Raw genomic sequence first — 19,585 nt, 5'->3', positions numbered from 1 at the left:
ATTAGATGGCTAAAGTAATAGCACCAAATAGTCAATATAATGGTTTAAGTGCCAATGTATATTTTCAAAATGGGATTGGTGAAACCACTAACCCAATTTTGATTGAATGGTTTAATGAACATGGCTATAAGATAATAGATGATAAGTTAGAAGAAAAAATAGCTAAACCAAAACGTAAATAGGAAGTGATAAAGTGCCTTATGCAACAGAAGAATACTATAAAAATGATTATGGTGGAAATCTTATAGAAGATGAAAAGTTAATTAGTAAACTAGAAAGAGCTTCTGACCAAATAGATGTTTTAACATTTAATAGAATTGTTACTATAGGTTTTGATAGTTTAACAGAATTTCAAAAAGATAAAATAAAGAAAGCTGTGTGTATACAATCAGATTTCATATATAAGTATGGAGAATATATTGATATGCCTTTAAGTGGGTATTCAGCAGGGGATATATCTTTAAGCTTTAATGCAAGTACTATAAATGGTATAACTACTACAAATGAAATAATTAACTATTTATCTCAAACAGGTCTTACTTGTAGGAAGATATAGATGAAACTACCATTTCCTAAATGGATTTTAGTTACACCTGTTAAGATATATAGTACTTATATAAGTGAAGATGGAGAGCCTATTGAAAGTTTGATACTTGATGATATGTGTAACTATTCTGAAAAAACTAAACAAACTTTAGATAAAGAAAGAAAACTTATAACTTTAGTTGGAAAGATTATTTGTGAAGGTGATATTTATCCAAATAAAATATTGCAAGGATATATTGAAATACAAGGTAATAAAAGAGATATTTATAGAGTATCAAAACCTAGGAATCCAGATGGCTCAATTTTTTCTACTGAAATAGAATTAATTTAAAAAAAGCCCTCATTTTGTCTTAATATGTGCTATTATTTTGTTAAAAGGGGGGAGTTTTTATGATAATTTCAGATGAAGAATTGAAACTAGTTAAAAAAGATGCAGGTGGATTATTGGGAGCAGTAGGTGGTACTTATGTGGATTATTGTGGTGGAGTAACTGGATTAAAAGAAAATTCAAAAGGACAATTATTAATATTAAAAAATGGATTTTCGTTTGATAGTTTGTTTCAAAAAAAACTATTTATTCCACTTGATAATGTACTTAAGGTTTATAAATACAATAATGTGATATTTATAGACTTTATAGAAGAAGAAAATCAGTATAGAGTTGAATTTAAAGCAAAAAACATTGATAAGATAAAAGAGATGACAGATGCCATTAAAAGATTAAGTGGAGATATAGAGATAGAAAAACTTCAAGCTAGAAAACAATTAGAGGATATTCCAGTAGGAGATGAGTTTATATACTCAAATGATTCTGAAGGAATTAATGTAAAAGAATATAAAGAAGAAAAAGAATTACCCTATTTATCTCTAACAGATATAGAGATAGCTTCTATTATAGAAGAATGTGGATATAATAAAGTTAACTCTATAAAACAAATAAATAAATTAACCAGTTTAAGTTTGACTCAGTGTAAAAAGATAGTTGATGATTATTTTATAAATAATAATTTGGGGAATATAGAAAAATATGATGCAATAAAAGATTCTAATAATGAAAAAAAACATGAGGATAAAATTAAAAAGCTTCAAGAAAAACAACTTAAACTTGAAATGAAAAATACAAAACTAAATATAAAACAACAAAAAAATGCTATAAAACAAGATAAAAAAACAGCTCGTTGCCCCAAGTGTGGCTCAACGTCTCTATCAGCACATAAAAAAGGTTTTGGTATAGGGAAAGCTGTTGTTGGAACATTAGTTACTTCTAATCTTATTGGTCTTGTTGCTGGAAATGCAAATGCTAAAAAAGTTAGAGTTACATGTCTAAAATGTGGTAAACAGTTTTGGGCATAATAATTATTAAAGAGTACTTGTTATATCAAGTACTTTTTTATTTTGGAGTTGATTATAATTAAAAATCCATTTAGAAGTAAACTAAGTATTGATATAAAAATAAATAATACAAAAATTAATAAGCTAAAAAAAGCTCAGAGAGAAGCTGCTAAAATGACAGCAGAAGCTTTAAAAACAGAAATTAATACAATGCAAGTTGTACCAAAACAAACAGGAGTACTTGAAGAATCTGTAAGCATAAATTTGAAGTTACTTAATAAAGGTCAACTTAAAATAACATACGATACCCCATATGCTAGACGTTTATATTATCATCCTGAGTATAATTTTAGGAAAGACAAAAATAAGAACGCACAAGGTAGATGGTTAGAAGTTTTTACAGAAGGAAATAAAAAAGATTTCTCAGAAAAAGCATATTATAAATGCTATAAAAAGTTAACTGGAGTGTAAAATGTATCTTAAGGATATTAAAGAATGGTTAAAGAAGACCATAAGTGATAAAAATATTGCATTTTATATTGGTAAGATAGATGCTAATAAAGAAAAAGTAATAGGTATATATAATAAAAATAGTAACAATAACACAATAGCTATAGGTGGACTTGCAAGTACATCAACATCTACTAAAGCTATTACAATTTTAATTCATTGGGATAAAAATTGTGACACAACTGAAAAAATGTCTAGATGCATTTATGATTTATTTAATGGGAAAACCGTTGTTATTAATAAAGTAAGTGCTTTTTTTATTATGAAAAATGATGAACCAGTATTTTTAGGTACTGATGAAAATGGAATTTATGAATATGTAATTGATTTAGATATAATTTATGAAAGGTAGTGATTAAATGGCTGGAAAAAGTGGAGTAGTACCTGTATATGACTTAACCTTTGGAGTTAATACAACTGGTAGAACTGGTGATGCAGATACTATTGTTAAGGATGCGGAATCATTAAGTGTTAGTATTGATGGAAATATAGAAGAATGGAATCCTATGGATCAAGGCGGATGGACAAGAAGGTTAATGACATCTAAGTCTTTATCAGTATCTATGGGAGGAAAAAGAAATTATGGAGACCCTGGCAATGATTATATAGCAGGACTTGCTTTTAAAAATGGACAAGATTGTAATAGTGTATTTTCAATTAATTTTCCAGATGGAGCAACTCTTAAGTTTGATTGTATAATAAATGTAACTAGCATGGGTGGAGATTCTACTGCTACAGATGCATTAGAGTGGGAAGCCTTAAGTGATGGGAAACCAATATATACACCTGCATCAGGTTCTAGTGAAAGTTAGAAATATTAATAAGAGGAGTTAAAGTATGTCAAATATAATAGATATATCAACGAAATTAACAAACGAAAAACCAAAAATAAAAATATCAGAAGGTAAAATATATACTGTAAATAACAGTAAAAATACTGTTCTTATAGTAAATCAGAGAATGTCTGAGAATAATTCAAATGAAATTGAGCTTATAGATGATGCTTTGAAACTATTACTTGGGGAAAAGGCATTTAAGGAAATAGATTCAATGCAGCTTTCATTTGTAGATTACAAAACTATATTTATAGCAGTTATGGCTGCTATATCAGGAGAAACTTACGAAGATACAGAAAGTCGATTTCAAAACTCAAAATAAATCTGATGGATTTTATGATTTATATGAAGATTGGGAATTAATAGAATCAAGCTTTGCAAAACAATATGGAATAAGACTCCGAACTGAGATTGATATGTCTTGGTCGGAGTTTTGTTCTTTATTATCTGGAATTATGCCAGAGACACCTCTTGGTCAAATTGTATCAATTAGAGCTGAAAAAGACCCTAAAATATTAAAAGGTTTTACTAAAGAACAGAGAAAGATAAGAAATGATTGGATATTAAAACGTAATAAAAAGCTTAGAGAAGATAAAAATAATTATTCTTCTTATATAAATAACTTTCAAAATTGGTGTAAGGAAACCTTTAGTTAGAAGGGAGGTGTATAGATGAGTATTAGTGTAGGTACTATAAATTTAGGTCTAAATATAAATCAGGGAACTTTTAATAAACAATTAAGTGGTATAGCAAATGGAGCTAAATCAACAATTGGAAGTGCTTTTGGTGGAGTAGGTAAAATGGTAGGAGTAGCTTTAAGTGTAACTGCAATAGCTGCATTTGGTAAATCATGTATTGATTTAGGCTCTGATTTAAACGAAGTACAGAACGTGGTAGATGTTACCTTTGGAAGTATGGCACAGGATATTAATGATTTTGCTAAAACTTCTATAACTCAAATGGGTATGTCAGAAACAGCTGCTAAAAGATATGCTGGAACTATGGGAGCTATGCTTAAAAGTTCTGGATTATCAACTAAGCAAGCTGCTGATATGTCTAAAACTATAACACAATTATCTGCTGATATGTCTTCATTTTACAATCTTGATGCAGAGGAAGCATTTACGAAAATTAGAAGTGGTATAGCAGGAGAGATAGAACCTTTAAGACAATTAGGTATTAACATGTCAGTTGCTAATTTAGAGGCATATGCAATGTCAAAAGGAATAACTAAAGCATATCAAAATATGAGTCAATCAGAACAAACTTTACTCAGATATAATTATTTACTAAGTGTTACAAAAGATGCACAGGGCGATTTTGTTAGGACTCAAGGAGCCTGGGCAAATCAGACTAGAATACTTTCAGAGCAATTCAATGTTTTAAAAGCTACATTAGGTCAAGCTTTTATTAATATGCTTACACCAGTTGTAAAAATGCTAAATACACTTATACTTAAACTACAAGTTGTAGCACAACAATTTAAAGCTTTCACAGAATCTGTTTTTGGGGATAATGCATTATCTGGTAGTTTTGGCTCTATACCCAAAGATATTGAATCAATTGGAAATAACTCTGATGGTGCAAGTGATTCAATAAATGGTATTGGTGATGCATCAAAAGATGCAGCAAAAAAAATAAAAGGATTAATAAGTGGTTTTGATGAGATAAATACACTAACTAAAAATTCAGATACTGAGGGCTTAGGAGATATGGGAAATGTAACTTCCCCTATTAGCCCTAATATAGATACAGGAAATTTATCAAAAGTAAATCAAGAACTAAATAAAATGTTAGCAGATATGTTTAAGCCATTTCAAGATGCTTGGAGTAAAGAAGGTCAAGCAACTATTGATAGTATGAAATATGCCTTTACAAGTATAAAAGATGTAATAAAATCAATAGGTTCGTCATTTAAAGAAGTATGGACAAATGGTACAGGAACAGAAATATTAACTACTACTCTTCAGATACTTCAAAATATATTTAATGTTATAGGAGACATTAACAATGCTTTTATAATAGCTTGGGAATCTAATAATTTAGGAACTCAATTAATTCAAAGTATATCAGATGCTTTATTGAATGTATTAAGAATTATTAGAGATATAGGAAATTCTTTTATAGAAGTTTGGAATAATGGTACAGGTATTGAATTTTGTACAAATATACTTAATTTACTAAAAACAATATTTGATATTATAGGAAGTATTGCAGGTGCATTTGATATAGCCTGGAAGAGTAATGAAACAGGAACAATATTAATACAAACTATATTTGATATGCTAAATTCTATTTTAGGGTTAATAAATAATATAGGTCAGACTTTTGTTGAAGTATGGAACAATGGCACAGGGGTAGAAATAAATACACTCATACTTCAAATATTAACAGATATCTTTGGTACTATAAATGAAATTACAGATGCATTTAGTATTGCATGGGAAAGTAATAATATCGGAAAACAAATAATTCAAGGAATATGTGATATTATAACTAATTTGCTTACACTAGTTTACAATACGCAAGAAAGTTGGAGAGAAGCTTGGGAAATTGTAGGTATTCCACTTGCAACAACTTTTTATGAAATTTTAAATGCCATTATAGGTGTAATTGAAAACTTAACAGGAAAGTTAGTAGAAGTTTGGGATAATGGAGGAGAGCATTTATATCTAGGAATTGTAAAACTAGCACAAAAAATCTTTGAACTAGTAGGATATGTTATAACAGATTTTATAGCACCTTTTGCTAATGGCTTAATAGACATATTAGCACCAGCAATTTCTTTCGTTTTAGATGTGTTAGGAACTCTTGCTGATTATTTAACAAATTTCATAGATTGGTTATTAAATGAAGGTAAACCAGTTTTAGATACTATAATAATTGTTCTTGGAAGTATGGCAGTTGCTTTTGGTGTCGTAAAAACTGCATGTACAGTATTTGATACTGTTAAAAAAGGAATAGATATATTTAATGGTTTAAAAAATACAATATCAGCTGCTGGTGGAGTCATGAAGTTAATTCCACAAGTTTTAGGAACAATGTTAGGACCATTTGGCTTAGTTGTAATAGCAGTAGGTGCACTTATAGCAGTAGGAGTGCTTTTATATAAAAATTGGGATACAATAAAAAAGAAAGCTACAGAAATCTTTGGATATATAAAGAATTTTATAAGTGGAGTGTGTAGTAAAATAGGCGGATTCTTTAGTTCAATGGGGACTAAAATAAAATCAGTCATAGATGCTATACCAGGTGTATTTAAAAAAGCATTTAATGGTCTTGTGAATATAGTAAAAGCACCACTTAATGCCGTTATAAAATTATTTAATAGCAGCTTAGGAAGTCTTAAATTTGATATTCCAGATTGGGTTCCTGGTCTTGGAGGTAATTCTTTTGGAATACCTAAAATACCTCTTCTTGCAAAAGGAGGTATCATTGAACAACCAACACTAAGTATGGTTGGAGAAAGAGGAACAGAAGCTGTAGTACCACTTGAAAATAATACACAAGGGCTTGACTTATTAGCAAACAAAATTATGGAAAGAATGAATGGCTTAGGAAAAAACAATAATACCAGTGGAGATTTAACAGTAGAATTAAAAATGGATGGAAATAAAATGGGTGAAGTTGTAATAAAAGCATTTAGACAAATGGAAAGAAAAACAGGAAAAACAATATTAGAATTATAAGGAGTGGTGATATGTTATCTATAAATGGTGTAGACATAATTGCTCCTACAGTTTTTCAAGTAGATTTAACTGATATAGATGGAGAAAGTAATAGAAATGCAAAAGGAGAGATGTGTCGAGATAGAATAGCAACTAAAAGAAAGTTAAGTTGTGAATGGGGTATTTTAGATTCAAGTGAAATATCTATACTTCTAAATCAAGTAAAAGATGTGTTTTTTAAAATAACATATCCAGACCCTGTTTTAGGGCATATAGAAACAAAGACTTTTTATGTAGGAGATAGGTCTATGCCTGTTGCGTTAAAAAAAGATAATAATATATTTTGGCAAAGTTTGAAGATGAATTTTATAGAAAAGTAAGGAGGTATATTCATGGATATAAAAATAAGTGACAGATTACTTTATCAAAAGGCTTTAAATGAGGTTGTAAAACTTCAAAACGATTTAATCATACAAAAAGCTATTAATGATGAAAAAGATACTTATATTATTGAACTACAAGAAAAATTAGCTGAGTTTGAAGAATGTGATAATAATGAAAGAAACTAGTCAAGAATATAAAAAAGCAATCTTGGAAAGTTCAAGGATTATAAGTTCTAAAATTATAATAAATGATGAAAAATATACTGATGAAGATATAATATCTATAAATATAGAAGAATCTATTTTAAATAATGAGAAGTTTGGACTTGGTGGAGGAATAGCTACATCAGTAAACATAGAAATAAATAACTATTCTAACAAATTTAAAGACTATAAATTTAAAAATAAATGGTTTGACCTGTATTTTTGTATAGAAATAGCAATAAATGAATATCAATCAAGAATAGAAGAAATTTACTTTGGAAAATACTATATATTTGAAACAGAGTTAAGTGGAAAAATAATAAAACTTGAATGTTATGATACCCTTATATTAACTGATAAAGCCTACAAACCAAATATAGGATTTCCAGCAACAGTTTATGATATAGTTGTAGATATAGCGAACATTTTAAATCTAAAATTAAGTGACAAGATAGTAAAACGTAGATTCAATAATAATGACTTACTTATAGAATATAAACCAAATTCAGATGAAGCTACATATAGACAAGTTTTGATGGACTGTGCAGTCATTGCAGGGTCTTTTTTGATTGTTAAATATGGTGAAATAGAATTTTTAGACTTAATAGAAACAAATGTGCAAATCACAGGTAATAATTGGTTTGATGTAACTATAGGTAGTGAATCTAATCAAATAAATTTTGTTGATATAAATGGAGTAGTTGCTGGAGACCCTTTTGAAAATGGATTACAATTAAGTATTTTATTACTTGATTACAATAATGAAAGTGAGATAAGAAAAGTTGCACAAAGCATTTTAAATAAATACAAGAATTTTGTTTATACTGGTTTTAGTATGGATTGGCAGGGTGATTTTGGACTTGATGTAGGTGATAAATTAATTATCTATGATAAAGATGATATACCACAGGCTACATTTATAAGTGATAATAAGATAAATTACAATGGTGGCCTTAGCTCTACAGTTAAAGCAAAGATAGATAAAGAGGAAGTAAGAAGTGCATCAAGGACTATACAAAGGCTTGATAGTAATTTAAAAAAACTTGAGAGTGGCTTTATTCAAACAAATGAAAGTATAGAACTCTATGTAAAAGAAATTACAGATAAACAAGAAACTTTAGAATCTAAGTTTGAAATATTGTCTGGTAGTATAGAAGCTATAGTACAAAGTACAGTTGATGAAGCAGTATCAAAGATTGTAATTGACACTGAAAAAATAGTCATGGAAGTAACTAAAAAAATAGATGGTGAGTACATAGTATCAACTATTAACCAATCAGCAGAAAAGATAGAGATGTCTGCAATAAATATTGATTTAGAAGGATATGTTACTTTCAATTCTCTTGAAGATGAGGGAGAAACTAGAATAAATGGTAGCAATATAATAACAGATACTTTATCTGTTGATAAGTTAAAATCAAGTACAGATAATCCAATTATTCATTTATTTGTAAATGAGGAACGAGGCATTGATTGCTCTATTGATGCTACAGCCCAATATGAAGAAGGTATTGGAGATGCATTAAGATACAAGAGGGACTCTGAAAATTATTTATGTATTAGAGAAAATTCTTTCGGACTTTATCAAAGTGGTTATCCGGAATACGAGGTATTTAAATTTGGAAATAATGGAAATTCTTGTTTTATAGATACTGTAAATGGAAAAATATCTTTTGAAAAAGATAAATTATATTATGAAAACGCAGGAATTAAAAAGAGAATACTACTAGAAGGTGATTCTGGTGGCGATTCTGGTGGTGGTGAAGATAGTGGCGGAAGTACTAAACCACCAAACCCTGCCAAAGAAGCGAAATTCTTTGCCAAAGATGGAATAAGTGATTCTAGTAAAGGATTCTTGGCATTTCGTTCAGCCTATTTTGATTTTGTAAAAACTGTAGAAACAGAACAAGGAACTGTTTATAGAGTTAAAGACAGTATTTATGGGAGTGGTATTAGTGAAATTTATTCAGACATACTTGAATTATCAGCATATAAAACTGTAAAAATTATTTTTAATATGCAATATTACACTTCTAGTTCTGGTGTATTTCCTATGACAGTTGGCATAGGATGTTGTCCAAAAGATGATTCTTCCAAATATATGTATAAAAAATCTTTAGAATTTAATGATATAACAAATAAAGCTACAATACGATATAATGTGATTTTGACTTGTCCTTACAACATTCAAGACGGTTATATAAAGTTTTTTGTTGAAAATCTAAAAGGTATAGCTTTATATATAACGATAGATATTATAAGTTGGTGGATTGAGTAATTTTTATTTGTTTTAAAATAAAGGTAGGTGAGTAAAGAAATGAGAGATAAAACTTATACAGTTGATTTAAATACGAAAGTATATTCTGTGCCAATATATAAACAATTTGACAATCTAATCCCCTTTTCAATAAGATTGGTTGAAGATGGCAAAGAGGTAGATTTAGAGGGATATACAGCATTAGCGTTTTTTCAGAATGATAAAGTACTAATTCAAAAGAATTGTATTATAAATGGTAACATTGTAAAGGCTATTTTAGATAACAATATTCTTGCATTGCCTGGATTAATTAAGGTAGAATTTCAATTTAGAAAAAATCAAGAGATAGTAACTACTTTTCAGATGAAAATACAAGTCGAAGAATCATTAGACAAAGATAATGCTATAGAATCAACTCCTCAATGGGATGTATTAGGTAAAGCAATTATTGATATTACAAATTCAATAAAGGATATAAACGACACTAAAGATAATTTAATAGAAGATATAAATACTAATATAAGTACCTTAAATAGTAAGATTGATAGTTCTGTAGATTTGATGACTCAAGATATTAATATTGCTAAGGAGAATCTAGTAGATGATATAGCAGAGTTAGTTACAAAAGTAGATGAACGTGTAGCGCTGGAGATATTTGATGGAGATTATAATAGCTTAATTAATAGACCAACTAAAGTATCTGATTTTGAAAATGATGTAGGGTATATAACAAGTTCAGACATAGATAGTTCACAAAATCATGTTCATACAAATAAGGTAGTTTTAGATGGAATTACACAGGATAAAGTGATAAGTTGGGATGCTAAAACAAACTTTGATGGTAATTACAATAGTTTAACAAATAAGCCAACTAAAGTATCCGATTTTGAAAATGATGTAGGGTATATAACAAGTTCAGATATAGATACTTCACAGAATCATATTCATGAGAATAAAAAAATACTAGATGAGATTACACAAGAAAAAGTAGATAATTGGAATTCAAAATCAGAATTTAACGGAGATTATAATAATTTAACTAATAAGCCAGACTTAAGTTCAAATGCAATAACAGGATTAAAATTTTGGACTGGAACACAAGCTGAGTATGATGGAATAATAGATAAAGAGAATACAACTTTATATATAATCAAAGAGGACATAATATTATGATAAAAACTGGAAATCAAAATGTAAACAATGTGTTTTTGGGAAATCAAAACATAAATAAGATTTTACTTGGCACTAATGAGATTTATTCCAAGATGACAGAAACAAAACATAATGAAAAGTACAATCCTTTTATGACAGCCAATAATAAGCCAGAACCATTTGAAGTCAATGCAAGTCAAAATACATGGGGAACATATAAGGCATTTACAGAAACTTTAGAAGATGATTTAAACTTAACTGGTTTAAGTAAAAATACAAGTCAATGGATCCAAATAAAACTAGATAAAGATATAAAGATATGGGCTATTAAAATGCACTTTCGAACAACAATATCAAATCAAGATACTGCACAAGTTCCATTTAAATTTAAGGTATTAGGTTCAAATAATAGTATAGATTTTATAGAAATATATAGTTGTGAAGGTTGTAGTCCAGATTTATTTTGTAAATGGAAAAATGATATTTCTAAGTATGATTTTTCAGATGCTGATTTTATAGAAATAACTTGTAGTAATAAATATCAGTATTATAGGGTTGAATTTTTTAATACTCAAAGTATATCAAAAGGAAGCGTAATTAATACAGAAGGAACTGAAGTTAAAATAACACTATTGAATTTATATCAAGTAGAATAGGAGGTCACTATGGAACAACTAGTAACAGAGTTAAGTAGCTTGGGAGCAATAGGAATATTATGTGCCCTTTTATTTAAGAATACTATGCAAGAGAAAAAAGAAGATAGAGATATGTACAAAAAGACTGTAGAAAACTTCATTGAGCTATCTACACAACAACAAGAAATAAATAAAAACATACTTGTTGAAATGGGAACTATGAAAACTGACGTAGAAGTAATAAAAGAAGATGTAACAGATATAAAAGTTATGTTACAGAAAGAAGGTGATAAATGATGAAAGTAGCAATAGTAATAGGACATACACTAACAGGAACAGTTGGGGGGATAGGTGTATATAGATGAAGGAAAAGAAAACAGAAGAGTAACTGATTTAATTATTAAATGGTTGAAACAAGGTGGAGCTACTGTATATACTGGAAAAGTAGACAAATCTAATAACTACTTAGCAGAACAGTGTCAATAGCTAATAAGCAAAATATAGACCTAGTAGTATAAATTAATTTCAATGCAAATAAAATAACATTAAATCTGATGGATACAGAAACAATATATAAAACTAATAATGATAAGATGTATGATGACAGAGTCAACAATAAATTAGCAACAATATTCAAAAATAGAGGTCAAAAATCAGATGTAAGAGGGTTTTACTGGCTTAAGCACACAAAAGCAGCAGCAAGATTAATAGAAGTATGTTTTGTAGATAGTAAAGTAGATACATACTATTATATTAGACGCAAAGAGATAGGTGTTAAATTAATAGCAGAAGGTATTTTAAATAAGATAATAGGATAATAAAGAGAATGGTGAGGGAAAAATCATGTACAAACATACAATCGTTTATGATAGAGTAGTTGACAAAATACCTGCAACTGTGGATGGATGTGTACATAAGAAAATACTAATATATGATATAAAAGATTACATACCAGGTAAGACAGAAAATTTATATGTTGTTGGTGGTGGAGCATGTAAGAAGATCAGTTATAGGGCTAAAGAAAATTATACCCTGATAAAAGGTAGTGATAGATTTGATACACTTTATAAAGCATTGGATTTTATAAACAAATAGTTGACAAAAATGAGTTAAAATCATACAATAATATAAAAAGTGAAGGTAATAATATATGTTTTATTACCTTTATTTTTTATGTGTACTTAGGCATATTTAAATGTATAGATTTTTTAATTGTAAAATATGTATATTCTAGAGAAAAGGGAGGAAAAGTAAGTGGCTTATAAATCAATAGAACTTTTCGCTGGAGCTGGTGGATTAGCACTTGGATTAGAGCAAGCTGGGTTTGAGCATATTGGGTTAGTGGAATTTGATAAATATGCTGCTGAAACTTTAAAATATAATAGACCTAACTGGAATGTTTTATGTGAAGATATTGAGGTAGTTTCAAGTAGAGATTTAGAAAAAGAATTTGGGGTGAAAAAAGGTGAGCTTGATGTCTTATCTGGAGGAGCACCTTGTCAAAGTTTTAGTTATGCAGGTAAGAGATTAGGATTAGAAGATACTAGAGGAACAATGTTTTATCATTATGCTACATTTCTTCATAAACTACAACCTAAAATATTTTTATTTGAAAATGTTAAAGGATTACTCACTCATGACAAAGGAGAAACATATAAAACAATTTTAGGTATATTTGAAGATGAAGGTTATAAAACTACTCATGGAGTTATGAATGCGTGGGATTATGGTGTTGCTCAGAAAAGAGAGCGCTTAATAACAATAGGAATAAGAAATGATCTAGCAGAAAAAACCAATTTTGAATTCCCTAGAAAATATAACTATAAACCAGTTTTACGTGATATTCTTCAAGATGTACCAAAAAGTGAAGGTTCAAATTATTCCGAGCAAAAAAGAAAAGTTTTTGCTTTAGTTCCTCCAGGTGGATATTGGAAAGATATAGATCCCGAAATAGCTAAATCATATATGAAGACATGCTGGGATATGGGAGGAGGAAGAACTGGGATTTTAAGAAGGCTTAGTTTCGATGAACCATCACTTACTGTTTTAACAACTCCTCAAATGAAACAGACAGATAGATGTCATCCAAGCGAAGTTAGACCTTTTAGTATTCGAGAAAATGCTAGGATACAATCTTTTCCAGATGAATGGGAATTTAAAGGATCAATAAGCGCTAAATACAGACAGATTGGAAATGCTGTACCTTGCAATCTTGCAAGAGAAATAGGTATATCTATTATAAATACACTTGAGGGAGTTGAAGAAATGTATAATTTAAGCTTTATATCAGAAGAAGATTTTGAATGTCATGTGACAAAAACTATTGAAAGTTATAATAATACTCTTAAGAGTATTAATTTAGATAAGTTTAATAGTAATATTATTGATCCTATAAAACTTATTTTTGATAAGAATGTTTTTAAAAAAAGTTTTGAGGAAATTATTGAATTAGAAATTCATCGCCAACGTGATAAGTCTAATACTAATGCTATAGGTTATTTTCATCAAAATATATTTAAATATATTGATAATTGCGAAGTACCAAATGAAGGTTGGGATATAATAGTAACAACGGAAGATAACTCTAAAATTTATGTTGAAATGAAGAACAAACATAATACAATGAATTCGTCATCATCTCAAAAAACATACATAGAAATGCAAAATAAAATCATGAAATCACCAAATGAAAGATGTTTCTTAGTAGAAGTATTAGCTCCAGTTTCAAGGGATATTGTTTGGGGATGTTCTGTTAATAAAAAACATGTAGAAGATGAAAGAATTAGAAGAGTTTCAATAGACAAATTTTATGAAATCGTAACAGGCGATTCAAATGCGTTTTATAATATGTGTATGCAATTACCAAATACTATTGAGAAAATTATTGCTTCTAATAAAGTTGTAACTGTTGAGAAAGACTCCGTTATTGATGAGTTAAGATTAAAAAATCCAGATATGCTAAAATCATTATATATGTTAGCATTTAAGTCATATGAAGGATTTAAAAATCTAGAATAAGCCTATATATGAAATAGAAAAGTATATTTGTTGAATAAAAGTATTTATTATTTAGTTAAATTTGTTTTATATTTTCAACATGACAATAAATAAATTAATTAATATAATTAAAAAAGAATTATATTTTTATAAAAATTAATTAGAAGTATTTGGAAGATATAGAGAATAAAAAACAATTCTTTATATCTTTTTTGTTTCAAAAATAAGGGTAGCAAAACTTAACTTGCCACCATCTTGCCACCGAAAATAATAATAGGAAAAATTTAAATTAAGTATAATAAAACATAAACAACAAACTAATACTAATAAATCGTTGGAATACCAGCATTTGTTAAAAAATAATAATAATAAACAAATAACTTAGAATAAGATTGTAGGTTATGTAAGATATATGTTGTTAATAAATTTGAGATAGAATATGTGGAGGAATTTTATGTTTGCAATTATTTTTTTATGTATAGGTGGTTTTTTAGCTGCCTTTGTAGATTCTATAGCAGGAGGGGGCGGACTTATAAGTATGCCCGTTCTCATGGCTATTGGAGTTCCTGTGCATCTTGCCATTGGTACAAATAAATTTGCTGCATCAGCAGGATGTATAAGTAGTGCTTATAGATATTCAAAATCTGGTAAAACCAATAATGAACTTTTAAAAAAATTAGTCCCATTTACTATTATTGGTAGCATTTTAGGTGTAAGATGTGTACTATCAATAAGTGAAGATATATTAAATGTTTTAGTTGTAATAATGATTTTAGTAGTAGCTATGTACACCTTTATTTCTAAAAACTTAGGTCAAGAAGCTAATTTTGAAGGTATTAATAAGAAAAACCTAAGATTAGGTATGCTTATGGCTTTGGTAATGGGTTTTTATGATGGTTTTTTTGGACCTGGGACAGGTACTTTTTTAACTTTTGGATTTATAAAAATATATGGATATGATTTTTTACATGCTTCTGCAAATACAAAAATATTAAACTTAACAAGTAATATAACTTCATTGTTATTATTTATGATAAATGGTCAAGTATATTATAAGATTGCTATAGTGTTTGCACTAGTTATGATAATAGGTGCTTATGTAGGTGCTAAAGTTGCTATAAAAAAAGGTTCAAAGATGATAAAACCAATATTTTTAGCAATGGCATTGTTTATGGTTACAAAATTGGTATATCAAACGTTATTTTAATTGATTAACTTTTATAATTAATTGTGAGTTTTTATATTAAAATATATCAAATAATTTTATGAAAGTTCTAATTATCTTCTAATATAGTTCATATGTAATACACATATAAATTGTAATATTGTATATATAAAGGTTGTATATCAAAAAATATAAATTTGATTTTATGGGTATGAAATATATAATAATTTGTAGGAGGAGTTATTTATGAATATATCAAGAAGAGCTATGAAGATAATTGAATTGGCACAAAAAATTGCTAGTAAAAAAGGTGTTACAGTACAAGAAGCTTGGAATGATGCAATGAGAGAATACAAAGCAAAATATGAATACGTTGCATAATCGTATGCATTATATTTTAAATATAGGAAAGATATAAAGTAAAAGGGCTTAGAGTTAATCTCTAAGCTCTTTTATTTTTTGAAATTAAGATATTTGAATAGAAATAAAATGTGAGTAAAATCAACTTATTTACAAAGAATAAAAACTTTATTTAAGAATTTAAAACAACTATTTAGAAAAAAATCTAAATAGTTGTTGAAATATAATAATAGTTATGATATATTCTAATTAGATGAAATTCTAAATAGAGAGGTGATGGTGTTGGGTTTTCCAGAAACGTTTAAAGCTCTTTCAGACCCTGTAAGAAGAGAAATATTACTTATGTTAAGGGGGAATAAAATGTCAGCAGGAGAAATTAGTGAAAAATTTAATATGACAAATGCCACAATTTCTTATCATCTATCTCAATTAAAAAAGGCAGGACTCATATTTGAGACAAAGTATAAAAATTTTATTTTCTATGAAATAAATATTTCGGTTTTTGAAGAGGTTATGCTTTGGTTTTCACAATTTATGGAGAAGGGAGAAAAAGATAATGAAAAAAGCGATAAATAAGCAATTTATTTTATCTACATTAATATGTTTTATACCATTTATTGTATCAATATATTTTTATAAGAGACTACCAAATGAAGTTGCAATTCATTTTGATAGTTATGGGAATCCAGATAATTATGCTCCAAAGTTTATAGCAGCTTTTGGAGTACCATTATTAATGCTATGTGTTCATTTATATACATGGTTTAGACTTGAAAATGAACCTAAAAAGGCTAATTTTTCAAATGTTATGCAAAATTTATCAAAATGGGGAGTTGCTATACTTTCAGTCATCTTACAAATAATGATGGTTTTGTATTCAACAGGAATTAGTTTGGATTTTAATTTTTATACAGGATTGATTTTGGGGATAGTAGTTATTTTATTTGGAAATTATCTTCCTAAATGTAAGAGAAATTATTCTATGGGAATAATTTCACCATGGGCTCTTAATGATGAAGAAAATTGGAATAAGACACATCGTTTAGCTGGATGGATTTGGATTATTGGTGGGATATTATTAATTATTAATGCTTTTATTAGCATTCCTCTTTATAATATCTTTGTAATTTTTGTAATTATAATACTGCCATTTATATATTCTTATTTGCTATATAGAACTTCAATTAGAAATAACTAATACAATCAATTCCTATTATAATATTTGGATAAATAGAATACATTTCAGAGCTAAAATATATAATTAAAAATTTATTAATACACTTATTTTAGCTCTGAAAAAATATTCTTTAATAAAAATAGTAGTAGGTTATTAAAAGTTTTTGATAATCTATATAAATTAGTCTATTGAATGTAAATTAAAAGGTTTGATTTAATATTGAAAGGCTAAGTATAGTGTGATACTCTTATAAGAAATCATTTATAAATATAGGAGGCAGGACATGAACACTAAAGAAATGAAGGAATATAGAGAGTTTTACAATAAAAAATTAAATGAAACAGATGAATTTTTTAGAGTATTTGGAAGTCTTGATGATAAGACTTATTCAGAAGGAGCTATAAGCAAAAAAAATAAGGAATTAATGGGATTAGCTATTTCTATTTTAAGTCGATGTGATGAATGTATTTGTTATCATATTGAGGGGTGTATCAACTCTGGGGCAAGTAAGGATGAAATTATAGAAGCAATAAAAATAGGTGTAATTGGTGGTGGGTCTATTACATATCCAAATGCAAGGTTTGCAATAAAGGTTTTAGAAGAGTTTAATATATAATTTTGATAACAATAATTTATTGATAATAGGTTGTTTGAAATTGAATTAAATTTTATTCTTTTATTAATTTTTTATAATTCTCATAAATTTTAATAAAAAACTTTTACAAACAAAGTTTTGTTTACTGTATTTTATTATCAAGTTTCCTACAAATTAAATTGTCTATTTTTATTTATAGAGTAGAATAAACTGTTTTTGTTAAGAATTTTGAAAGTAAAATCAGACTAAAAAAATAAAGGCACTAATTTGTCTAACGTTTATTGGTGAAAAATAAACATATAGAAGTTATAATAAATATATAAAAATATATGAGAGGTGTTATATGTTTGGTAAACCAAAAGAAAGTGTTAGATTTCTAGACTTTAATGATGTAGCAGAAAAGTTTGGAGAAAAAAAAGCTGTTGCAATTTTTGATGCTATAGCTGGAAAAAAATCTAAAGAACATATTATCAAAGATATAGAAAAATTAGTGAAAAATGAAGTTTAGATATTTATAAGGTATATTGAGCTTGAGGGTAGCTCTTTATACCTTCTTTTTTATTGTTTTAGAGGATATCCTAATGTTTAGATTGTATATTATAAAGGTAATGTAATTTAGATGACTTTAGATATGTAGTGTAGAGTATTTAACAAATAATATCTATATTTAGTGATGTAAATTTAGTCAATATATTATTAATAATATAATTGAAAAATTATTAAGATTGCCAAACTAAATTTTTATAACTAAGTCTTAACAGTTACATGTTTTTATTTAAATAAAAAACTTATTGTTATAGATTAATATTTATATAGCAATAAGTTTTTATAATTTAAAATTGTAATTAGTTTTGTAAAAATTATGATTTAATATTTAATCATATATGAAATGTTTCCTATAAATAAAAAGCTAAATAGTTAGTCTAGATGACTTTTTAGTGACTCTAGATTGGATTTCGGATCTTCGTTATCTTTATTAAAGTATAACGATTTATTTAAACATTGTCTTGCTTCATCAAATCTTTTATTAGCCATAAGTATAACTCCTTTTAGGTTATATATATCACTCATCTTTTTTTTGTATTCAGAATCTATTTTATCTAAATATTTTAAAGCGTTATTAATTGAATCAAAAGCATTATCTACTGCATCTGAAGAATCAGGAAAACCATCAAAACGCATATAGTTGCATGCTTGTGCATAATAAAGATCTGAATCAGTAGGATTAATAGAAATTGATTTTTTCAGTAGAGTTTCAACTTCTTTAATGGTTTCCAGTTTATAATCCTCAAGTGTAAGTTGAGCAAGAGCCATACTATTAATGGAAAAATCATTCTTGAAACTTTCATGCAATAAGAGTTTGTATTTATTATTTTCAACTATAAAATATCTATTAATTTTTAAAGAATCATTTCTTTTATGAAGAATATTTTTTATCTCAAAAGATTCTTCTAATTTAACCACATTTTTATACTCTTTTCCACCATAATTATATTTTTTTATATTTTTTTCTTTACTTACTTTATAACTAACTACTCTATTTGTTTTAACTAAAATATCTTGAAATTCTTCAAAATTTTCTAGACTAATTTCTTTCTTACTATCTTTACTTAGTAAACTATATGCTGTTTCATAGTCACCAGAGTTCACTCTATCAATATATTTTTTTGCTACATAACTAGCATTTTTTTGAGAACATCCTGCTACAGATATTACAATTGATAATGTTAAGAGTAAAGTTATGCCTTTAGTAATATTCATAATGTAA

The 19,585-nt window shown here is 27.5% G+C and carries 24 protein-coding genes and 1 pseudogene; 24 read left to right on the top strand and 1 reads right to left on the bottom strand.

Annotated elements, in window-relative coordinates; genetic code table 11:
* Positions 1–5: 5 nt before the first annotated feature.
* The 24 genes and pseudogenes from ACTG48_RS10600 (at position 6) to ACTG48_RS10485 (ending at position 18,325) form a co-directional block, all read left to right on the top strand.
* A complete protein-coding gene (locus tag ACTG48_RS10600) occupies positions 6–182 on the top strand; it encodes a hypothetical protein (protein WP_479916825.1) in 177 nt (58 codons plus the stop codon).
* Between the two features lie 11 nt (positions 183–193).
* Complete coding sequence (locus ACTG48_RS10595) at positions 194–556, top strand: head-tail connector protein (protein WP_479916824.1); 363 nt, start codon at positions 194–196, stop codon at positions 554–556.
* Positions 557–877 (top strand): hypothetical protein, encoded by a 321-nt coding sequence (locus tag ACTG48_RS10590; RefSeq protein WP_407811717.1) that lies wholly within the window; start codon positions 557–559, stop codon positions 875–877.
* A gap of 59 nt (positions 878–936) precedes the next feature.
* Positions 937–1,899, top strand: coding sequence for a hypothetical protein (locus ACTG48_RS10585; RefSeq protein WP_021384777.1), 963 nt, complete (start codon positions 937–939; stop codon positions 1,897–1,899).
* A 42-nt stretch (positions 1,900–1,941) separates the two neighbouring features.
* Complete coding sequence (locus tag ACTG48_RS10580; protein WP_479916823.1) at positions 1,942–2,349, top strand: hypothetical protein; 408 nt, start codon at positions 1,942–1,944, stop codon at positions 2,347–2,349.
* Between the two features lies 1 nt (position 2,350).
* Entirely contained in the window at positions 2,351–2,740 is a 390-nt protein-coding gene (locus tag ACTG48_RS10575; RefSeq protein ID WP_479916822.1) for a phage tail terminator protein, read from the top strand.
* 7 nt (positions 2,741–2,747) lie between these two features.
* Entirely contained in the window at positions 2,748–3,200 is a 453-nt protein-coding gene (locus tag ACTG48_RS10570) for a phage tail tube protein (RefSeq protein ID WP_021384770.1), read from the top strand.
* Between the two features lie 25 nt (positions 3,201–3,225).
* Positions 3,226–3,546, top strand: coding sequence for a hypothetical protein (locus ACTG48_RS10565; protein ID WP_223153014.1), 321 nt, complete (start codon positions 3,226–3,228; stop codon positions 3,544–3,546).
* On the top strand, positions 3,488–3,880 hold the full coding sequence (locus ACTG48_RS10560) for a Gp15 family bacteriophage protein (protein WP_054270429.1): 393 nt from the start codon (positions 3,488–3,490) through the stop codon (positions 3,878–3,880). The genes ACTG48_RS10565 and ACTG48_RS10560 overlap by 59 nt, the downstream gene beginning before the upstream one ends.
* Positions 3,881–3,895: 15 nt before the next feature.
* A complete protein-coding gene (locus tag ACTG48_RS10555; RefSeq protein WP_479916821.1) occupies positions 3,896–6,913 on the top strand; it encodes a phage tail family protein in 3,018 nt (1,005 codons plus the stop codon).
* Between the two features lie 11 nt (positions 6,914–6,924).
* On the top strand, positions 6,925–7,272 hold the full coding sequence (locus ACTG48_RS10550) for a DUF6711 family protein (RefSeq protein WP_223153016.1): 348 nt from the start codon (positions 6,925–6,927) through the stop codon (positions 7,270–7,272).
* A gap of 12 nt (positions 7,273–7,284) precedes the next feature.
* Positions 7,285–7,461, top strand: coding sequence for a hypothetical protein (locus ACTG48_RS10545; RefSeq protein WP_021384774.1), 177 nt, complete (start codon positions 7,285–7,287; stop codon positions 7,459–7,461).
* Positions 7,448–9,757 carry a hypothetical protein gene (locus ACTG48_RS10540; protein ID WP_479916820.1) on the top strand — a complete coding sequence of 770 codons (2,310 nt, stop codon included), beginning with the start codon at positions 7,448–7,450 and terminating at the stop codon, positions 9,755–9,757. Before ACTG48_RS10545 ends, ACTG48_RS10540 begins: the two co-directional genes overlap by 14 nt.
* 39 nt (positions 9,758–9,796) lie before the next feature.
* The gene (locus tag ACTG48_RS10535; RefSeq protein WP_479916819.1) at positions 9,797–10,909 is read left to right on the top strand and encodes a hypothetical protein; all 1,113 of its coding nucleotides are present in this window, start codon (positions 9,797–9,799) and stop codon (positions 10,907–10,909) included.
* Complete coding sequence (locus ACTG48_RS10530) at positions 10,906–11,544, top strand: hypothetical protein (protein WP_479916818.1); 639 nt, start codon at positions 10,906–10,908, stop codon at positions 11,542–11,544. Before ACTG48_RS10535 ends, ACTG48_RS10530 begins: the two co-directional genes overlap by 4 nt.
* Positions 11,545–11,553: 9 nt before the next feature.
* Positions 11,554–11,820 (top strand): hypothetical protein, encoded by a 267-nt coding sequence (locus ACTG48_RS10525; RefSeq protein ID WP_479916817.1) that lies wholly within the window; start codon positions 11,554–11,556, stop codon positions 11,818–11,820.
* Positions 11,820–12,618, top strand: a pseudogene (locus tag ACTG48_RS10520) (N-acetylmuramoyl-L-alanine amidase). Before ACTG48_RS10525 ends, ACTG48_RS10520 begins: the two are co-directional and overlap by 1 nt.
* Before the next feature lie 159 nt (positions 12,619–12,777).
* Positions 12,778–14,541: an Eco47II family restriction endonuclease gene (locus ACTG48_RS10515; RefSeq protein ID WP_479916816.1), complete on the top strand. Its 1,764-nt coding sequence runs from the start codon at positions 12,778–12,780 to the stop codon at positions 14,539–14,541.
* 433 nt (positions 14,542–14,974) lie between these two features.
* On the top strand, positions 14,975–15,727 hold the full coding sequence (locus ACTG48_RS10510) for a sulfite exporter TauE/SafE family protein (RefSeq protein WP_479916815.1): 753 nt from the start codon (positions 14,975–14,977) through the stop codon (positions 15,725–15,727).
* Positions 15,728–15,931: 204 nt separating this feature from the next.
* The gene (locus ACTG48_RS10505) at positions 15,932–16,066 is read left to right on the top strand and encodes a hypothetical protein (protein WP_021384793.1); all 135 of its coding nucleotides are present in this window, start codon (positions 15,932–15,934) and stop codon (positions 16,064–16,066) included.
* 255 nt (positions 16,067–16,321) lie between these two features.
* The gene (locus tag ACTG48_RS10500) at positions 16,322–16,621 is read left to right on the top strand and encodes an autorepressor SdpR family transcription factor (RefSeq protein ID WP_479916814.1); all 300 of its coding nucleotides are present in this window, start codon (positions 16,322–16,324) and stop codon (positions 16,619–16,621) included.
* The gene (locus ACTG48_RS10495; RefSeq protein WP_479916813.1) at positions 16,602–17,243 is read left to right on the top strand and encodes an SdpI family protein; all 642 of its coding nucleotides are present in this window, start codon (positions 16,602–16,604) and stop codon (positions 17,241–17,243) included. Before ACTG48_RS10500 ends, ACTG48_RS10495 begins: the two co-directional genes overlap by 20 nt.
* Positions 17,244–17,505: 262 nt before the next feature.
* The gene (locus ACTG48_RS10490) at positions 17,506–17,838 is read left to right on the top strand and encodes a carboxymuconolactone decarboxylase family protein (protein WP_021384788.1); all 333 of its coding nucleotides are present in this window, start codon (positions 17,506–17,508) and stop codon (positions 17,836–17,838) included.
* 322 nt (positions 17,839–18,160) lie between these two features.
* Positions 18,161–18,325: a hypothetical protein gene (locus ACTG48_RS10485; protein ID WP_003424195.1), complete on the top strand. Its 165-nt coding sequence runs from the start codon at positions 18,161–18,163 to the stop codon at positions 18,323–18,325.
* 410 nt (positions 18,326–18,735) lie between these two features.
* On the opposite strand, the gene ACTG48_RS10480 is transcribed toward ACTG48_RS10485, so the two are convergent.
* Complete coding sequence (locus ACTG48_RS10480; RefSeq protein WP_021384785.1) at positions 18,736–19,578, bottom strand: NTF2-like N-terminal transpeptidase domain-containing protein; 843 nt, start codon at positions 19,576–19,578, stop codon at positions 18,736–18,738.
* Positions 19,579–19,585: the final 7 nt, after the last annotated feature.

The sequence above is a fragment of the Clostridioides sp. LIBA-6822 genome (assembly GCF_056688955.1).
The sequence above is the reverse complement of the archived record's forward strand: the minus strand, read 5'-3'. Positions and strand labels throughout refer to the sequence as shown.

Excerpts from the sequence above, each read along its gene's own strand:
- ACTG48_RS10600 (WP_479916825.1), top strand. The coding sequence starts at position 6 with ATGGCTAAAGTAATAGCACCAAATAGTCAATATAATGGTTTAAGTGCC.
- ACTG48_RS10590 (WP_407811717.1), top strand. The coding sequence starts at position 557 with ATGAAACTACCATTTCCTAAATGGATTTTAGTTACACCTGTTAAGATA.
- ACTG48_RS10585 (WP_021384777.1), top strand. The coding sequence starts at position 937 with ATGATAATTTCAGATGAAGAATTGAAACTAGTTAAAAAAGATGCAGGT.
- ACTG48_RS10575 (WP_479916822.1), top strand. The coding sequence starts at position 2,351 with ATGTATCTTAAGGATATTAAAGAATGGTTAAAGAAGACCATAAGTGAT.
- ACTG48_RS10570 (WP_021384770.1), top strand. The coding sequence starts at position 2,748 with ATGGCTGGAAAAAGTGGAGTAGTACCTGTATATGACTTAACCTTTGGA.
- ACTG48_RS10565 (WP_223153014.1), top strand. The coding sequence starts at position 3,226 with ATGTCAAATATAATAGATATATCAACGAAATTAACAAACGAAAAACCA.
- ACTG48_RS10555 (WP_479916821.1), top strand. The coding sequence starts at position 3,896 with ATGAGTATTAGTGTAGGTACTATAAATTTAGGTCTAAATATAAATCAG.
- ACTG48_RS10550 (WP_223153016.1), top strand. The coding sequence starts at position 6,925 with ATGTTATCTATAAATGGTGTAGACATAATTGCTCCTACAGTTTTTCAA.
- ACTG48_RS10545 (WP_021384774.1), top strand. The coding sequence starts at position 7,285 with ATGGATATAAAAATAAGTGACAGATTACTTTATCAAAAGGCTTTAAAT.
- ACTG48_RS10540 (WP_479916820.1), top strand. The coding sequence starts at position 7,448 with ATGAAAGAAACTAGTCAAGAATATAAAAAAGCAATCTTGGAAAGTTCA.
- ACTG48_RS10535 (WP_479916819.1), top strand. The coding sequence starts at position 9,797 with ATGAGAGATAAAACTTATACAGTTGATTTAAATACGAAAGTATATTCT.
- ACTG48_RS10530 (WP_479916818.1), top strand. The coding sequence starts at position 10,906 with ATGATAAAAACTGGAAATCAAAATGTAAACAATGTGTTTTTGGGAAAT.
- ACTG48_RS10525 (WP_479916817.1), top strand. The coding sequence starts at position 11,554 with ATGGAACAACTAGTAACAGAGTTAAGTAGCTTGGGAGCAATAGGAATA.
- ACTG48_RS10510 (WP_479916815.1), top strand. The coding sequence starts at position 14,975 with ATGTTTGCAATTATTTTTTTATGTATAGGTGGTTTTTTAGCTGCCTTT.
- ACTG48_RS10505 (WP_021384793.1), top strand. The coding sequence starts at position 15,932 with ATGAATATATCAAGAAGAGCTATGAAGATAATTGAATTGGCACAAAAA.
- ACTG48_RS10500 (WP_479916814.1), top strand. The coding sequence starts at position 16,322 with ATGGTGTTGGGTTTTCCAGAAACGTTTAAAGCTCTTTCAGACCCTGTA.
- ACTG48_RS10495 (WP_479916813.1), top strand. The coding sequence starts at position 16,602 with ATGAAAAAAGCGATAAATAAGCAATTTATTTTATCTACATTAATATGT.
- ACTG48_RS10490 (WP_021384788.1), top strand. The coding sequence starts at position 17,506 with ATGAACACTAAAGAAATGAAGGAATATAGAGAGTTTTACAATAAAAAA.
- ACTG48_RS10485 (WP_003424195.1), top strand. The coding sequence starts at position 18,161 with ATGTTTGGTAAACCAAAAGAAAGTGTTAGATTTCTAGACTTTAATGAT.
- ACTG48_RS10480 (WP_021384785.1), bottom strand. The coding sequence starts at position 19,578 with ATGAATATTACTAAAGGCATAACTTTACTCTTAACATTATCAATTGTA.